General features: G+C 44.4%; 13 protein-coding genes and 1 riboswitch. All 13 genes read left to right on the top strand.

All coding sequences use genetic code 11. The annotated features are described in order from the left end of the window. The first annotated feature begins 48 nt into the window (after positions 1–48). The 13 genes from potE to HMPREF1521_RS05845 all read left to right on the top strand — a co-directional run bounded on the left by potE (position 49) and on the right by HMPREF1521_RS05845 (position 16,294). Positions 49–1,368: a putrescine-ornithine antiporter gene (gene potE, locus HMPREF1521_RS05905; protein WP_038117065.1), complete on the top strand. Its 1,320-nt coding sequence runs from the start codon at positions 49–51 to the stop codon at positions 1,366–1,368. A gap of 166 nt (positions 1,369–1,534) precedes the next feature. After that, a riboswitch (purine riboswitch) is annotated at positions 1,535–1,633 on the top strand. 52 nt (positions 1,634–1,685) lie between these two features. Continuing rightward, on the top strand, positions 1,686–3,029 hold the full coding sequence (locus tag HMPREF1521_RS05900; protein WP_051435763.1) for an NCS2 family permease: 1,344 nt from the start codon (positions 1,686–1,688) through the stop codon (positions 3,027–3,029). Between the two features lie 129 nt (positions 3,030–3,158). Further along, positions 3,159–4,448, top strand: a complete 1,290-nt coding sequence (gene guaD / locus HMPREF1521_RS05895) for a guanine deaminase (RefSeq protein ID WP_038117064.1) — start codon at positions 3,159–3,161, stop codon at positions 4,446–4,448. A gap of 150 nt (positions 4,449–4,598) precedes the next feature. Continuing rightward, on the top strand, positions 4,599–5,552 hold the full coding sequence (locus tag HMPREF1521_RS05890) for a cation diffusion facilitator family transporter (protein ID WP_038117062.1): 954 nt from the start codon (positions 4,599–4,601) through the stop codon (positions 5,550–5,552). Between the two features lie 150 nt (positions 5,553–5,702). Next, on the top strand, positions 5,703–6,983 hold the full coding sequence (gene serS / locus HMPREF1521_RS05885; protein WP_038117060.1) for a serine--tRNA ligase: 1,281 nt from the start codon (positions 5,703–5,705) through the stop codon (positions 6,981–6,983). 12 nt (positions 6,984–6,995) lie between these two features. Further along, positions 6,996–7,640 carry a fructose-6-phosphate aldolase gene (gene fsa / locus HMPREF1521_RS05880; protein ID WP_038117058.1) on the top strand — a complete coding sequence of 215 codons (645 nt, stop codon included), beginning with the start codon at positions 6,996–6,998 and terminating at the stop codon, positions 7,638–7,640. Positions 7,641–7,704: 64 nt separating this feature from the next. Continuing rightward, positions 7,705–8,667: a class II fructose-bisphosphatase gene (gene glpX / locus HMPREF1521_RS05875; RefSeq protein ID WP_038117056.1), complete on the top strand. Its 963-nt coding sequence runs from the start codon at positions 7,705–7,707 to the stop codon at positions 8,665–8,667. 237 nt (positions 8,668–8,904) lie between these two features. Further along, positions 8,905–10,170, top strand: coding sequence for a UDP-N-acetylglucosamine 1-carboxyvinyltransferase (murA, locus tag HMPREF1521_RS05870; protein WP_038117054.1), 1,266 nt, complete (start codon positions 8,905–8,907; stop codon positions 10,168–10,170). Then, a complete protein-coding gene (locus tag HMPREF1521_RS05865) occupies positions 10,151–11,536 on the top strand; it encodes a rod shape-determining protein (protein WP_038117145.1) in 1,386 nt (461 codons plus the stop codon). Before murA ends, HMPREF1521_RS05865 begins: the two co-directional genes overlap by 20 nt. 197 nt (positions 11,537–11,733) lie before the next feature. Further along, complete coding sequence (locus tag HMPREF1521_RS05860) at positions 11,734–13,077, top strand: phosphodiester glycosidase family protein (RefSeq protein ID WP_038117053.1); 1,344 nt, start codon at positions 11,734–11,736, stop codon at positions 13,075–13,077. Between the two features lie 87 nt (positions 13,078–13,164). Next, positions 13,165–13,449, top strand: coding sequence for a biotin/lipoyl-containing protein (locus HMPREF1521_RS05855; RefSeq protein WP_038117052.1), 285 nt, complete (start codon positions 13,165–13,167; stop codon positions 13,447–13,449). Positions 13,450–13,462: 13 nt separating this feature from the next. After that, positions 13,463–15,499, top strand: a complete 2,037-nt coding sequence (locus HMPREF1521_RS05850; RefSeq protein ID WP_038117049.1) for a SpoIVB peptidase S55 domain-containing protein — start codon at positions 13,463–13,465, stop codon at positions 15,497–15,499. Between the two features lie 33 nt (positions 15,500–15,532). After that, positions 15,533–16,294: an ABC transporter permease gene (locus tag HMPREF1521_RS05845; RefSeq protein ID WP_038117047.1), complete on the top strand. Its 762-nt coding sequence runs from the start codon at positions 15,533–15,535 to the stop codon at positions 16,292–16,294. Positions 16,295–16,314: the final 20 nt, after the last annotated feature.

Below are 16,314 nucleotides of genomic sequence, written 5' to 3'. Positions count from 1 at the left end.
GTCGGAGGGTTTCCGACGGTACAATACACAAGATAAAAGGAGGTAACTATGAGTACAGGCAAAAATAAGATGTCCGTATTGCAGCTTACAATTTTGACCGCTGTGAATATGATGGGGTCAGGCATTATCATGCTGCCTACAAAATTGGCGCAGGTAGGATCGTTGTCAATCGTATCATGGTTGATTACTGCTGTAGGTTCCATGTGTTTGGCTTATGCTTTTGCAAAGTGCGGTATGTACAGTCGTAAAGGCGGCGGTATGGGCGGTTATGCCGAATATTCCTTTGGCAAAGCGGGGAACTTCATGGCGAATTATACGTATGGCGTGTCTCTTTTAATCGCCAATATCGCTATTGCTATTTCAGCGGTAGGCTATGCGGCGACCTTTGCAGACGTTACGTTGACTCCATTGTTGACAGGTATTTATACAATTGTCACATTGTGGTTGGCGACGACGTTGAATTTCGGTGGTGCCAGCATCACGGGACGTGTATCCAGCTTTACGGTATGGGGTGTTATTGCACCGGTTATCGTAATCAGTACAGTCGGTTGGGCTTATTTCTCAACAGATATGTATGTAGCAAACTGGAATGTTAATAATATGCCGTTCGGCGAAGCGGCAACTAATTCCATCGCCATGACTTTATGGGCATTTCTTGGACTTGAATCCGCCTGTGCGAATGCGGATGCCGTGGATAATCCCGAAAAGAATGTACCGAAAGCAGTTCTCGGCGGTACATTAGGGGTTGCAGTTATTTATATCGTATCCACCAATATGATTTTTGGTATTGTTCCTGCAAATGAACTTGTTAACAGTAATGCACCGTTTGGTTTGGCATTTGCATCCATGTTTAACGGTATAGCCGGTAAAATCGTTATGGGTCTTATGGTTATGTCGTGTTTCGGCTCTTTACTCGGATGGCAGTTCACCATTGCCAATGTATTTAAGGGTGCTGCGGACGAAGGGTATTTCCCTAAATTATTCAGCAAGATTACATCTAAAGATGCACCTGTAGTAGGGATGGTAACGATTACAATCATTCAATCCTTCCTCAGTTTGATGACAATCAGTCCGTCTTTGAGTGAACAGTTTGAAACGCTCGTTAATTTGGCGGTTGTAACGAATATCATTCCATATCTCTTGTCGATGGGGGCTATCATTGTGTTGATGAAAGCTGCGGGCCGCAGTGGCGGTGAATTGAAGGGGACAACCTTTATTGCTTTCATTGGTTCCATTTATAGTTTATATGCGTTATATGCATCTGGTCTTGAAGCAATGACATATGGTGCCATTGTAACCTTTGCGGGATGGACTTTGTACGGCTTTGTATCGGACCGATTTGACTTGGAGCGCAATCTCGGGAAATAGTCTTTATATGATGAGCCTCCCGAGGGAGGCTCATTGTTAGGATGTTTATTTATTATTTATTATTTATTATTTATTATTGACAGCATATAAAAATAATTTTATACTTAAACTGAGATATACTTTGTTCGGTACATATTTTATATAACTGATATATATATATATATAATTTCATAGTAAGACTATACCTTGTATACCCTTGACATGATGGGTCAAGGCTTTCTAGCGGGAACCGATATTCACGACTACAAGAGCTATTTTGTGATGCTCTTGTAGTCGTTTTATTTATTTTCTTCTCTTTAAGTTAGGAGGTAAGTAAGATGAATTCGATGTCGAATGAGAGTGTAAGACACGGACAGGGCTGGCTTGATAAATTTTTCAAGCTGTCTCAGCATGGTACGAATGTGCGTACCGAGATTTTTGCGGGCATAACTATGTTCATTGCTTCCGTATATATTTTAGCGGTTATACCGAATTTGCTGGTCGTATCCGGTATGCCTCATGAAAGTACGGTTGCGGCAGTTATTTTGACGACCGCATTTACGACGATTTTAATCGGTTTGGTAGCGAATGTTCCGGTTATCGTCGCTCCTGGATTAGGACTTAGTGCATTCTTCGCCTATACCATATGCGGATCGATGGGACTGACCTGGCAAACCGCATTAGGTGCCGTATTTATTTCCGGTGCTGTATTCATTGTTTTGACAGTAACGCGTATTTTGAATCTTATCATCGACGGTATTCCCAAGGTACTTAAAACATCTATCGGTGTCGGTATAGGTCTCTTTATCGCCTTTATCGGATTTAAAAATGCGCATATTATCGTAGCGGATAAGGCCACATTTGTAACACTTGGAAATATGCAGGATCCTGCGGTATTGTTGACCTTGGCCGGTTTGCTTATCACCAGTGTGCTGTTAGCCAAGCAGGTGAGGGGCGGTTTGTTGTTGGGTATGATTATCACGACTGTTGCGGCTATGATATTCGGTTATACAAAGGTCCCTGAGACAAGTGCGGATGTTTTCAACTTGGTGCCGCCATTTCCTGTGGATACATTTGCTCAATTGGATGTGATGAGTGCTATTAAATATGGTTTTTTGTCCATTATTTTCTCTATTACAATCGTAGATATGTTTGATAACATCGGTACGCTTATCGGTGTTACGCGTAAAGCGAATCTTGTTGATGCGGACGGTAAATTTAAACGGCTAAATCATGCGTTATTATGTACATCCATAGGTGCCGCAGCCGGTGCGATCATCGGCACATCTACGGTAACTTCCTATATTGAAAGTGCGGCCGCTGTTGCCGATGGTGGACGTACGGGTCTTACGGCATGCGTAACGGGTATATTATATTTAATCGCTCTGTTTTTTGCGCCATTATTCTTATTGGTACCCGCTCAGGCAACAGCTCCGGTACTCGTTATCGTAGGTGTATTTATGATGAGTGAAGTGACGCATATCGACTTCGGTGATTTTACGGAAGCGTTGCCTGCATTTTTAACGATTCTTCTTATGCCGCTTACCTTCAGTATTGCGCAAGGTTTATCCTTCGGTTTTATCTCTTATACATTGGTGAAACTTATTACAGGTCGTCGTAAGGAAATCCATCCTGTTATGTATGTAATGACCATTGCTTTCATCATACATTTTGCTATATAAGTTGTGAGAGTCGGGATTGTCATATGTGTTTTTATTGTTGAGAGAGTAACATTGAGCAATTACATTTTATTGTAATTGACGTACGTATATTACGGTTAAGCGGTATTATTGAAAAGAGGAGATTATTCGATGAATTCCGTTTATATAGTAAAAGGTAATATTATTTATACATCACGACCGGCGGAGTTTTCAGTGATTCCAAACGGCTATGTCATTGTTCGTGACGGTTGTATCTCGTATTGTGGTGAAAGTATTCCCTCCGAGTATGAGGCGTATCCGGTTGAGGACTACGGGGATAATTTAATTATTCCCGGATTTGTCGATACTCATGCCCATGCGCCTCAGTTTTGTAATCGAGGCCTCGGTATGGATAAAGAATTGCTGCCTTGGCTTGAAACGTATACATTTCCGGAGGAGGCGAAGTTTTCGGATTTAGAGTACGCAAAGACGGTATATAGCGCTTTTGTTAATGAATTATGGCGTTACGGTACAACGCGCAGTATTTTATTTGGCACCATTCATAAAGAAAGTACATTGCTATTGATGAAGCTGCTTTCAGAAGCCGGTCTATCCGCTTTTGTAGGTAAGGTTAATATGGATCGGAACAGCCCTGATTATCTGATTGAGGATACGGAGCGGTCTTTACATGATACGAGAGTATGGCTTGAAGAGGCTCAACAGTTCGGACCGCTCGTACGACCTATTGTAACCCCTCGCTTTGTACCGTCCTGTACGAGCCGCCTGATGAGTGGACTCGGAGATTTAGCGGTGGAGTATAATGTGCCAATTCAATCTCACTTATCTGAAAATCATGGTGAGATTGACTGGGTTCATTCACTTCATCCGGATTCATCCAGTTATACGGATGTATATTGTGAACATCGTCTGATGGGTACAGTACCGACGGTTATGGCTCATTGTATTCATCTGAGCGATGAAGAAATGGAGCGGATGTATGAAACAAAGACAATGGTGGCACACTGCCCGTATTCTAACGTGAATTTGTCCAGCGGCATAGCGCCTATACGAAAATTATTGAATCATGGCATTTCCATTGCATTGGGCTCAGATATTTCAGGGGGGCATGACATCAGCATGGCCAAGGTTTTGACCGAAGCCGTGGGCTTGTCAAAGATGAAATGGGCCGAGGTGGATAAAAGCTATGCACCGCTTACATTACCGGAAGCTTTCTATATGGCAACCAAGGGGGGCGGACAATTCTTTGGTGATGTAGGCAGCTTTGAAATCGGTTATGAATTTGATGCTCTTGTTATCGATGATCATGAATTGTTTGATCCGAATGAACGAAGTATAGAGGAACGCCTGGAACGGTGGCTATATATAGGCGATGATCGCCATATTGTAGGGAGATATGTAGCCGGTAAATCCTTAGATGCGCCACCGATGGCTATTGTGTAGTTATCCTATAATAGAATAAAGTTCATATGTTAGTGATTGTTGAAAGTCCACCGTGTATAAACTGTGCGGTGGACTTTTGCGATACATTTTATACACTTCGGTGATTAGTGTATAATAAAGATGTATATAAGTGAGAAAGGAGTGTGCTCAATGGATATATTAGGGGCAAGGCGCTCCATTGAACAGAAACTACTGATGCAATCCGTGGGGCTTATGGCTTTGGTGGCTGTGAGCGGTACGATAATGGGGATTGTGACCGGGTCGAGTGCGGTCTTATTAGATGGTGTATTCTCCTTTGTCGATGTAGTTATTAAGATTATGATGCTCATGACGGCCAAATTAGTAGCTCGTGAGACGAGTAAGCGCTTTCAGTTCGGATATTGGCAATTTGAACCTCTCGTACTCGCTGTGGAAGGTTTTTTTATTCTGCTTATCGTGCTGTATGCATTGTCCAGCGGTATTACGGATCTGTTAAGCGGCGGACGTCACGTAGATTTCGGCCCTGCTATTTATTATGCTATATTTTTTACCGTTGCAGACACTGCGTACTATCTATATGTTCGACGCATCAATAAGAGTTTGCAGTCAAACTTGATCAAGTTTGATAACGTAAGCTGGTATGTAGATGCATTATTGGAAGCCGCTATTCTGATCAGTTTCGTCGTAGCAACGATGCTGGAAGGAACGGAATACGGAAAATGGGCCGCTTATATCGACCCGATTGTATTGATTGTACTTGCAGTACAGATGATTCCATCCGCCATTCATATTATCGTTCCGTCCACTAAACAAATTTTGGGCTGGGCGCCGTCATCCTTGCATGATGAGGTGCAGGAAATTATGGACCGATTTATGAAAAAATATGATTTCAAGGATTACGTGACAAGCGTACAGGCGTACGGTAATTCCAGAATCATCGAAATTGATATTCTGGTTCGCAAGAACTTCCCGTACCAAACCATTGCCGAGCTTGATGCGATTCGCAATGAAATCGATGCGGAAATCGGCGGAAATCCGACGGAGAAATGGGTGACCATTTCTTTCACGGGCACACGCAAGTGGATGGCGAAAGATTATCTGCTCGACGAAGATGATGACGATTAGATATCTGTACGGATGCGCGTCAATGTATAAATCTTCGCTGAATAGATGTATAAATATAGGCTGTTAATGATAAATACAGTAATATATGGTATACTTAAACGTATTGAATACACTTTGTACGTAACATAGTTGGAGAAAGAGGTTTATAGTATGTTAGATTTAAAATTTGTTCGTGAACATCTCGATTTGGTGCAACAAAATTTGGACAATCGCCATACGAAGGGCGATTTAGAAACCTTTGTATCCGCTTATGATGAACGTCGTCAATTGATCGGTAAGGTAGAGGAACTAAAGGCTCTGCGCAATTCCGTAACAGAGAAAATCAGTCAATTGAAACGCAATAAAGAAAATGCTGATGATAAAATCGCTGAAATGAAGAAGGTGGGCGATGATATTGCGGAACTCGATAACCGAATTCGCGAGGTGGAAACCAGATTGCGTGATGCGGCATTGATGTTGCCGAATATGTGTGATGAATCCGTTCCTGTCGGTGCCGATGAGGACGAAAATGTAGAGCAGCGTAAATGGGGTGAACCGCGTCAATTCGATTTTAACGTGCAGGCTCATTGGGATTTAGGTGAAAGCCTCGATATCCTTGATTTCAATCGCGCCGGTAAGATGAGCGGTGCTCGTTTTACCGTGTATAAAGGGTTAGGTGCTCGCTTAGAACGCGCTCTTATCAACTTTATGGTCGACCTTCACGTAGATAAGCACGGCTATACGGAAATGATGACACCGTATATGGTAACGCGCGAAACGTTGACCGGAACAGGCCAGTTGCCCAAATTTGCGGAAGATATGTACCATGTAGAGGATACGGAATATTTCTTGATTCCTACGGCAGAGGTAACATTGACGAATTATCATGGCGGCGAGATTTTGAACGAAGATGAGTTGCCGAAATATTATACCGCGTTTACTGCATGTTTCCGCGCCGAAGCCGGTTCTGCCGGTCGCGATACGCGGGGGCTTATCCGTCAGCATCAGTTCAATAAGGTGGAAATGGTGAAACTGGCGAAACCTGAGGATTCTTTTAAGGAACTGGAAACATTGACGGACAACGCCGAAGAAGTGTTGCGCTTATTGGAATTGCCGTTCCGCGTTATCACCCTTTGTACGGGTGACATCGGATTCGGTTCCGCTAAGACCTATGATGTTGAAGTATGGATGCCTGCACAAGGTAAGTATAGAGAAATCTCTTCCTGCTCCAATATGACCGATTTCCAAGCTCGTCGAGCGAATATCAAGTTCCGTCGCGGACCTAAAGGAAAACCTGAATTTGTTCACACTTTGAACGGATCCGGACTTGCTGTGGGCCGTACGGTGGCTGCCATTTTGGAAAATTATCAACAGGCGGACGGATCCGTTGTAATTCCTAAGGTTCTTGTTCCGTATATGGGCGGCGTTGAAGTGATTGCGCCGGTGAAGTAAGAGGGGGCTCCTATGAAGTTTTTTATTGATACAGCGGAATTTGATGAAATTAAAGAGGCTTATGCTTTCGGATTTATTGATGGAGTAACTACAAATCCATCCCTTATCGTGAAGGCTAAACGCGATTTGAAACAAGTTATTTCCGAGATTGCGAATCTTGTAGATGGACCTGTCAGCGCGGAGGTTATCGCTTCTGATGCGGAAGGCATGGTCGCTGAAGCTCATGAACTGGTGAAATTAGGCTCTAACGTAGTCATTAAAATTCCGATGACGCCGGAAGGTCTTAAAGCCGTTTCTGTGTTGAGTAAAGAAGGCATTAAAACAAACGTGACTTTGATTTTTTCAGCTAATCAAGCGCTGTTGGCGGCGCGTGCCGGCGCCTCTTATGTGAGTCCGTTCGTAGGACGTATCGACGATATCAGCATGGAAGGGCTTACATTGATTCAGGATATTGCGGATATTTTCGCTATTCATGACATTCCCACGGAAATTATCGCTGCCAGTGTGAGAACCCCGCTGCATATCATTCAATGCGCAAAGGCCGGCGCCCATATTGCGACGGTTCCGTTTAAAGTACTTTTACAGGCCATGAAACATCCGTTGACGGATGCAGGTCTCGAAAAGTTTATGGCTGATTGGAAACAAGCTGATCAATAAGACGGTATATAACTCATACAAGTGAGCTACATTATTAAATACAGGACTTATAAGGAGGCCCATTATGGATCGTACATTGTCGTTGGAATTTGCTCGTGTCGTTGAGGCTGCGGCTTTGCGCAGCGGTCGTTTATTAGGACGCGGACAAAAGGATGAGGCTGATGGCCTTGCGGTAGATGCGATGCGTCAAGCATTTGATTCCGTGCGCATTTCCGGTACCGTAGTTATCGGTGAAGGTGAAATTGATGAAGCACCTATGCTTTATATCGGTGAACATGTAGGTGCGGGCGGACCGGAAGTCGATATCGCGGTGGATCCTATCGAAGGGACGAATCTTATTGCAAAAGGACAGAACGGGGCGATTGCCGTTATGGCTATCGCTGAAAAGGGCGGTTTGTTGCACGCACCGGATATGTATATGGAAAAATTGTGCGTCGGTCCTCGCGGGGCAGGTGCTATCGATATTACAAAATCTTTGACGGAAAATATTAAAAATGTGGCTGCCAAGATGGAACGTAATGTAGATGAAATCACATTGGTTATGCTCGATCGTGAGCGTCATCAAGGATTGATGAAAGAAGCTCGTGATCTAGGTGCACGTATTATGCTTATCACCGACGGAGATGTAAACCCTGCAATGGAATGTTGTATCGAAGGCTCCGGGGTACACATGGTTGTCGGTACGGGCGGCGCGCCTGAAGGTGTATTGGCCGCTGCGGCATTGAAATGCGTAGGTGGTGATATGCAGGCGCGTTTGAAACCGGAAACGGATGAAGAAATTCGTCGTTGCCATGAAATGGGTATTGCCGATGTCAATCAGGTTCTTACTTTGGATGATTTGGTTCGTACCGATGATGTTATTTTTGCGGCAACAGCCATTACACGCGGTAACTTGTTGAATCCGATTCAATACTTCCCGGGCGGTGCGCGTACTCATACCATCGTGATGCGCTCTAAAACGGGTACCGTACGATTCCTCGACACGGTTCATATGGACCAAAAATTAAAATCGTTGAAAGCGAAATAAATTTATATGACTGTTTCATTGATATTCTCGTCATTGAATTGCGGTTGATATAGGTTTGAAGAGGCTCCTCATCAAGAGGAGCCTTTTTTCGTTGTAAATTTAATCGTTCTCTTGATGAGAGATAGAAAAAAATAGTATAATAACATTTAGTATAATAACATTTAGTATGTGACGTTATAAATACAAAATCTTGTAGGTGATGCAAGATTATTGATATAAAGTGTAGGAGGAATTCTGTTGGAAAAGCTAATTATTCAAGGTGGCAATCGATTGGAAGGCCGTGTACGTGTCAGTAGTGCAAAAAATGCGGTATTACCTATTATTGCCGGTACATTACTAGCGTCTACACCTAGTAAATTACTTGAAATTCCAAACTTGGAGGATGTTGGAACTATATGCCAAGTTATCGAGTCTTTAGGGGTTAAGATTACCAGAAATAAAGAAGATAATGAAATCATCTTTGACGCTTCTACACTCACTGCAACCGAAGCACCGTACGAATTAGTTCGCAAGATGCGCGCATCCTTCCTCGTGATGGGACCTTTGTTGGCCCGGAAGGGGGAAGCCAAAATTTCTATGCCCGGCGGCTGCGCTATCGGAGCACGGCCTATCGATCTTCATTTAAAAGCCTTTGAGGCTCTCGGTGCAAAAATCGATATTACCGAAGAGTATGTACATGCATATGCACCGGAAGGCTTGAAAGGAACTCAGATTTACCTGGATTTTCCAAGTGTAGGTGCTACGGAAAATGTCATCATGGCTGCCTCTATGGCGCAGGGAAAGACTGTTATTGAAAATGCTGCCGAGGAGCCCGAAATTGTTGATTTGGCGACATTCTTAAATGCAATGGGCGCTAATATCCGCGGTGCCGGTACCAATGTGATTCGTATCGAAGGGGTACCTGAGTTGCACGGTGCTACACATACAGTCATTCCTGATCGCATTGAAGCGGGAACATACTTGATTGCGGCGGCTATGGCCGGCGGGGATGTATTTGTAGAAAATGCATTGCCGGAACATTTAAAACCGGTGGTGGCTAAACTGAAAGAGGCCGGAGTTACCGTAGAGGAAGATATTGACGGTATCCGTGTCATCAGTACCGGTAAAGATATTAAAGCGGTAGATATTAAAACATTGCCGTATCCGGGATTTCCGACAGATATGCAGGCTCAGTTTATGGCTTTAACAACGATTGCAGAAGGATCGAGCACCGTTACGGAAACGGTATTTGAAAACCGCTTCATGCATGTTGCCGAACTTCGCAAGATGGGGGCTCATATCGATATCGATAACCGGCAGGCTATCGTAGAAGGTATGCCGCGTTTACATGGCGCTGTCGTGAATGCAACGGACTTGCGTGCGGGGGCTGCCCTTGTATGCGCCGCATTGACGGCCGAAGGAACGACGGAAATCGGGCGCCTTCATCACATTGATCGAGGCTATGATGATTTTGTGGGTAAGTTGAAAAGGTTAGGTGCCGATATTGTTCGGGTTGACGAATAAGAATAAAGGGCCAAAACAGAATACAAAGAAACGAAGCCGGCGCTCTAAAGGGCCGGCTTTATATAACGAACAGCAGAATTTAGGTGCGGCCAGGGCGGCGAATACGAAGAGCGATGCGGGCCGTAAGCCGTTACGCAAGACAAAGCGAAAGTCCGCGAAGCTTTCAAAAGGGGTAACGAAACAGGCGAATCATTTGACCTCGAATATGCGAGATGCCATGGTAAAGGTTACGCAATTACGCCGTGCTGAACGCCGTAATCGTGAGGCTGTAGCGATTGCCAAGACAACACCTGCCATGACCTTGAAGCGATTGGTCAGACCGGAACAGGTCGGGGACTGGATGAGTCGATTGAATCGGTCTCTGACGTTTGATTTAGGCATCGATCTGGGTACGGCCAATATCCTGATCTATGCGAAGGGGAAAGGCCTTGTCTTGGATGAGCCGGCTTATATTGCACGAGATGACAAGACCGGGGATATTCTCGCCTTGGGAGAAACGGCACGTACCATGGTAGGCCGTACGCCAAAGGGTATTTCCGTCATTCGCCCCGTGAAAGCAGGTGTCATTGCGGATTATGATATGACGGAATTTATGCTGAAGTATTTTATTCGTTCCGTCGTACCTGCTTCGCGTCTCATGAAAACGCGCATCATCGTCTGTGTGCCGTCAGGGATTACACCTGTTGAAAAGCGGGCGATCCTGGAAGCGCTTTTACGGACGGGGGCAAAGAAGACGGTTCTTATCGAAGAACCGCTTGCAGCTGCTATGGGAACGGGCCTCAACGATGCGCAGCAGGTGGGGGCCATGGTGGTAGATGTGGGCGGCGGTACCACGGATATTGCCGTATTATGCGATACCGGTGTCGTTGTCAGCGAGTCCTTACGTATCGGCGGAGATTCGTTTAATGATTCTATCATTCGTTATATACGGCGTAAAAAACGTCTTATTATCGGTCAATTGACGGCGGAAGAGATAAAGGTTGCTGTCGGCACCGTCGATCGTCGTGCCAGAGAGCGCGTTATTGAAGTGCGCGGCCGTGATTCCGGATCGGGCCTGCCTAAGATGGTTTCCGTTAATTCTTTGGAAATTCAACGGGCTTTAGAGGCGCAGGTGATGAATATTCTGGAGGCTATTAAAGGTATTCTCGAAAAGACGCCGCCTGAGTTGGTAGCGGCGATTACTGATCACGGAATTATCTTGACCGGTGGAGGAGCCCTCGTTGACGGTCTTGACAGGGTCATCACGCGCTCTATAGGTGTTGCATCTTATCTTGTGGAATCACCTCGCTATGCGGTCATCAAGGGGGTTGCCAAGGCCCTTGATGAAATGTCGCAACTGCGAGATACATTGGATGAATTACAATAATATACATCTATATTTCATGAATATAAAGTAAGATACAAACGAAGTTATTCTTCTGTCGCTAGTCATGTTGACATATCCAAGAAGTATATAACTTCGTTTTTGTATTTTTGAAATATATCATGTATACTATAGTAAAAGTATATTGTACAAAATTTATATAAAGGCAAGTCTTATACATTGTCTTATTGAGGACATATATGAAACGATATATCTATCTAACCGCAGCGTTGTTTGGGGCTATGGGATTACTGGCTCCATCGGCTGAGGCGGGAAATCTTACGGCACTACGCGTATCTAATCATGACGGCACAAGTCGGGTCGTGTTTGATTTGTCGGAAATGCCTGTTTCTTGGACGAGTTCTTATAATGAAGCAGATCGGTCTCTTACGTTGAATTTAGGTGGTACGAAGAACGGTTTGACCGCTCCGGTGGCGCAAAACTCCAGTAAAACCGGTGTGCTTAAAGGCGTGGGCTTACAAAATGTAAACGGTTCTTTACAGGTAACACTGACTGCGAACCGAGATGTACAACACCATGCTTTTACATTGAAGAATCCGACGCGTATTATAGTCGATTTGTTCTCGAATTATTCACAACAGACCACAAAGGATATTAATAAATCCATTAAGTACAGTAAAATCAGCAATACTGTAGGCGAAGGAAAAATTCAGGCCTTTGCGTTGGCCGTCGATAATACATCGCCGATGGTGGCGTCTCATGTACCTGAAGGGAAAGCACTTTCCGGCATACAGCAGAAACATACGGCGGCTATCGGCGCAAAAGTCAAGGGGCGTAGTTTTGAACAACCTTATACCGTTGCTTCTAATGGTGCCGTTGATCTGGAACGGATAGGCAATCGCGGAACTTTGCGGTATACCCCTAACCGAGGTTATTTTATAGAGGAAAAACGACCTTCTTTACAGGCGAAAGCGGGAAAACAAAGTTTTACAATTACATCTGTAAATACGCCTCGTAAGGAAAATGCGTTGACATTATATACCCCGTCGTATGGCAACTCCACAAAGACCAATGATTTTGGTTATGAGGTGACCGTGGCGAACGGGAAGGTTGTGAGTCATCGAAAGGGAAATTCTCCAATCGGTGCAAATCAATATGTATTATCGGGGCATGGCGAGTCTCGAGACGCCTTGCGCAAGTTAAAGGTAGGAACACCTGTTACAATTCAAAATCGACAGGATTTAGCGCAGGTCAGTACCGCAGGCGGTGCTGCCGTTCAGGGCGGTACACTGGTAATGAAAAATGGCCGTTATGTAGGTGCTGATACGTCAAATAATGAAGCGCGCAGCTTTATAGGCACCACAAAAGATCATGATTTGGTCGTGCTGACTGTAGATAAGGCGGGAATTAATTCCGTCGGGGTCACTGAAAAAGAGGGGGCGGCGTTGCTTTCAAAGATGGGGGCCACAGATGGTTTTGAATTATCAAACCAGGGTAGCGTAGATGTTCTCGTGAATGACGCCTATGTACACAAGGCATCATCCGCACCTTCGACATACGAAGATATAATTATTATTAAATGATATATTGCATACAATTTTGTTTGAAAAAAACGTTATAATTTAGTATACTATACGTACATAACTAATTTTGTAAAAGGAGGGATCGTTATGAAAAGAGTCACATTAGCCTTAGCAGCGCTAGGTGTATTAGGTGTTACATCTGTAATGGCGGCCCCTGTATCATACCAAAGTGTATTAACAGGTAAGGTGGCTTCTGTTGTTTCCGTTGGTTCCCCTGTAACTGAAGGGCAAACCTTGGTAACCGTAGAAACCTTAGCAGGACCTATGGCGGCTGCTAAATCTACTGTAAATGGTACTGTATCGGCGGTTAATGTTACAGTGGGTTCAGACGTTTCTCGTGATCAAATCGTTGTCACTGTAGAAAGTAAATAAAGGAGAGAAAGGAATGACGTTTTCTCATTCTTGGCGTCGGTATAGAAAAGCGATACTGGCGCTTTTCTTCTGTACCTCTCTTAGCGTAGCGCAGGCTGTCGATTTTATGCCTGTCAATGATGTAGAGACGGGAATGGAAGGAATTGCAAAAACTGTAATTGTAGGGGATACTATTTCGACCTTTGATGTAAAGGTGCTTGGTGTTATGAAGGATAAGGGGCCTTCAGGACATCTTATTCTGGCAAAATTCTCGGGGCCTGTCATGGAACAGACGGGCGGTATTGCTCATGGTATGAGCGGTAGTCCCGTGTATATAAACGGGAAACTCGTCGGCGCCGTTGCATACGGTTGGGGCTTTGCGGACGGTACGGTTGGCATGATTACGCCAATCGAGGATATGGTGAAACTTTGGAATATCCCGTATGAGAAAAATCTGTCTAATACCTGGGATGATAAGCAGCTGATTCCTTTAGGCACACCGTTAATGGCGTATGGTTTTGATGCGGCATCCATGAACTATTTCAAATCCAAGTTGCCTCAATATAAGTATGAAACCTATGATACGGCCAGCGCTAGCGGTGATGATATAGAAAAACCTTTGGAAGCAGGCGGCTCTGTAGCGGCGTTACTTGTTGACGGAGATCTTAAACTCGGTGCTATCGGAACCGTAACGTATGTAGATGGCGAAAAGGTTGTCGCTTTCGGACATCCGTTCCTGAAACACGGCTCATCGAACTATTTCATGCATAATGCCAGCATCTTTACGGTTGTAAAAAGTTATGATTCCGCTTTCAAATTGGGATCCATGGGACGTGAAGTCGGATCTGTTACAGAGGATCGGGGGGCCGGTATTGCCGGTGTGTCCGGTGTGATTGCACATGGTATTCCGATGCGATTCCATCTGAAAGATACCGATATGGGCCGTGATAAGACGAGCTCCGTTAAGGTTATCGAAGATAGGGATATGACGCCGACCTTAGCGGCTACATCCTTATATAATATGTTGAATAAAACAGTGGATCGCAGCGGTTCGGGTACTGCGAAAATTACCTATACGATTACCCCGAAGGGAAAGGAACATAAGCCGTTTACACGAACGAATATGTTCTATAGTTCCGAATCCATCAGTGAGAAGACGGTTGATGAATTTTATAATGTTATTGACGTACTTATGAATAACCGTTTTATCAACTATGAAATTACGGATATTTCTGTAGAGACAGAGGTAACGCAAGATAAGAAAACGGCAAAACTTGTCGATGCATCCGCGTCCTCCACAATCGTGTCCCCTGGTGATACCATTGTGGTAGATGTAACATTGGAACCGTTCCGCGGAGAAAAGGTCGTAAAGGAAATTTTCTTTAAAGTTCCTGAAGATCAAGCGATAGGTAAATATACGCTTGAAGTTCGCGGCGGCGGTGAAATTCCATTGCCATATGTTTTGGAAAAACAGAAATATAATTTAACGGATGAAATTTTACGTCGTTTGAAAGTTTACAAAGATTTCAATGATCTCTTTGATGAATTGCAAAAGACGGATACAAACAATCAAATTGTTGTGGAATTCCTGGAAGACGGTATAAGCCTCGTTAATGAAGAGGGCACTAAATCCGTCAAGAAGGCGAAGCTTAAAGACGTTGAAACCAATCCTATGCCGGGTGATGTGAAGAAAAAGACATCGAAAGAAGATATCGGCGATGGCAAGGATGATGATAAAAAGATAGAAAAAACGGCTGTCGATACGGACTATATCGTAGAAGGTGACGGCCAGTTCACCATCCAGGTCATGAAACCGGCCGATCGGGATAAAGCTTTGGCAAAACGTGCAAAAGAGGTAAAAGCACAGATTAAGATGGAACATAAGCTGGACCTTGAGGATGCATCTAAAAAAGGCAAAAATGCGAAGAAAGATGCAAAATCCAATGGTAAAGAGGATGTAAAACCCAATACTAAAAAAGATGCAAAACCGGATACACAGAAAGATGATAAATCTGACAGTAACGGCGATGCTCAACAGGAACATGAAACAATAACAAATCCGGCTGAATAAAAACCGTGATACAGGGAAAGGGGCTGAATCGGTTTGACCTGGCTTGAAGCAATCGGTCGGTCCGTTATGGATCGACTGTCTCAAATGGGCAGTGCCACACTTTTGGTGTGGCAGACTATTAAACAATTGAAAATGCTTAACCTATGGCATGTATTCCAACAGATGTCCCATTTGGGCGTTGATTCGCTGCCCATCATCAGCCTCACACTGCTGTTTGCAGGTGCCGTTATGACATTGCAGATTACAGATGTCCTGGTTAAATACGGTGCTCAAGGTACTGTAGGGGGGCTCATGGCCGTAGCTATGGGTCGTGAATTAGGACCTATCCTTGTCGGTGTCGTGTTGGCCGGTCGTGTTGGGGCCGCTATAACGGCTGAAATCGGTACGATGAAGGTCACCGAGCAAATCGATGCGCTGCGCGTAATGGCCGTTGATCCTATCGGATACTTAGTGGTGCCTCGTGTCGTGGCTTGTATGATTATGGTACCTATTCTGGCTTTTTACGGTATCGTTATCGGCATTGCCGGAGGTTATTTTGTGGCTACCGTTATCAAAGGGTTGGCCCCGGCAACTTACATGGATTCAATCCAGATGTTTTCAACTATTTCCGATTTTACATTGGGGCTGATAAAATCCAGTGTGTTTGGCGCCGTTATCGCTTTGGTGGGCGCATATAAGGGGATGGAGACGAAAATGGGTGCCGAAGCGGTAGGTTTTTCTACGACCAGTTCGGTAGTGACCAGCATCATTTTAATCTTTGTGTTGAATTACTTTTTATCCACCTTGTTATACTAGTCGAGGCGATAGAGGCTTAT

The sequence above is a fragment of the Veillonella sp. AS16 genome (genome assembly GCF_000517785.1).
GTDB classification, from domain to species: domain Bacteria; phylum Bacillota; class Negativicutes; order Veillonellales; family Veillonellaceae; genus Veillonella; species Veillonella denticariosi.
Note: the sequence above shows the minus strand (reverse complement) of the source record. Positions and strands in the feature narration are given on the sequence as shown.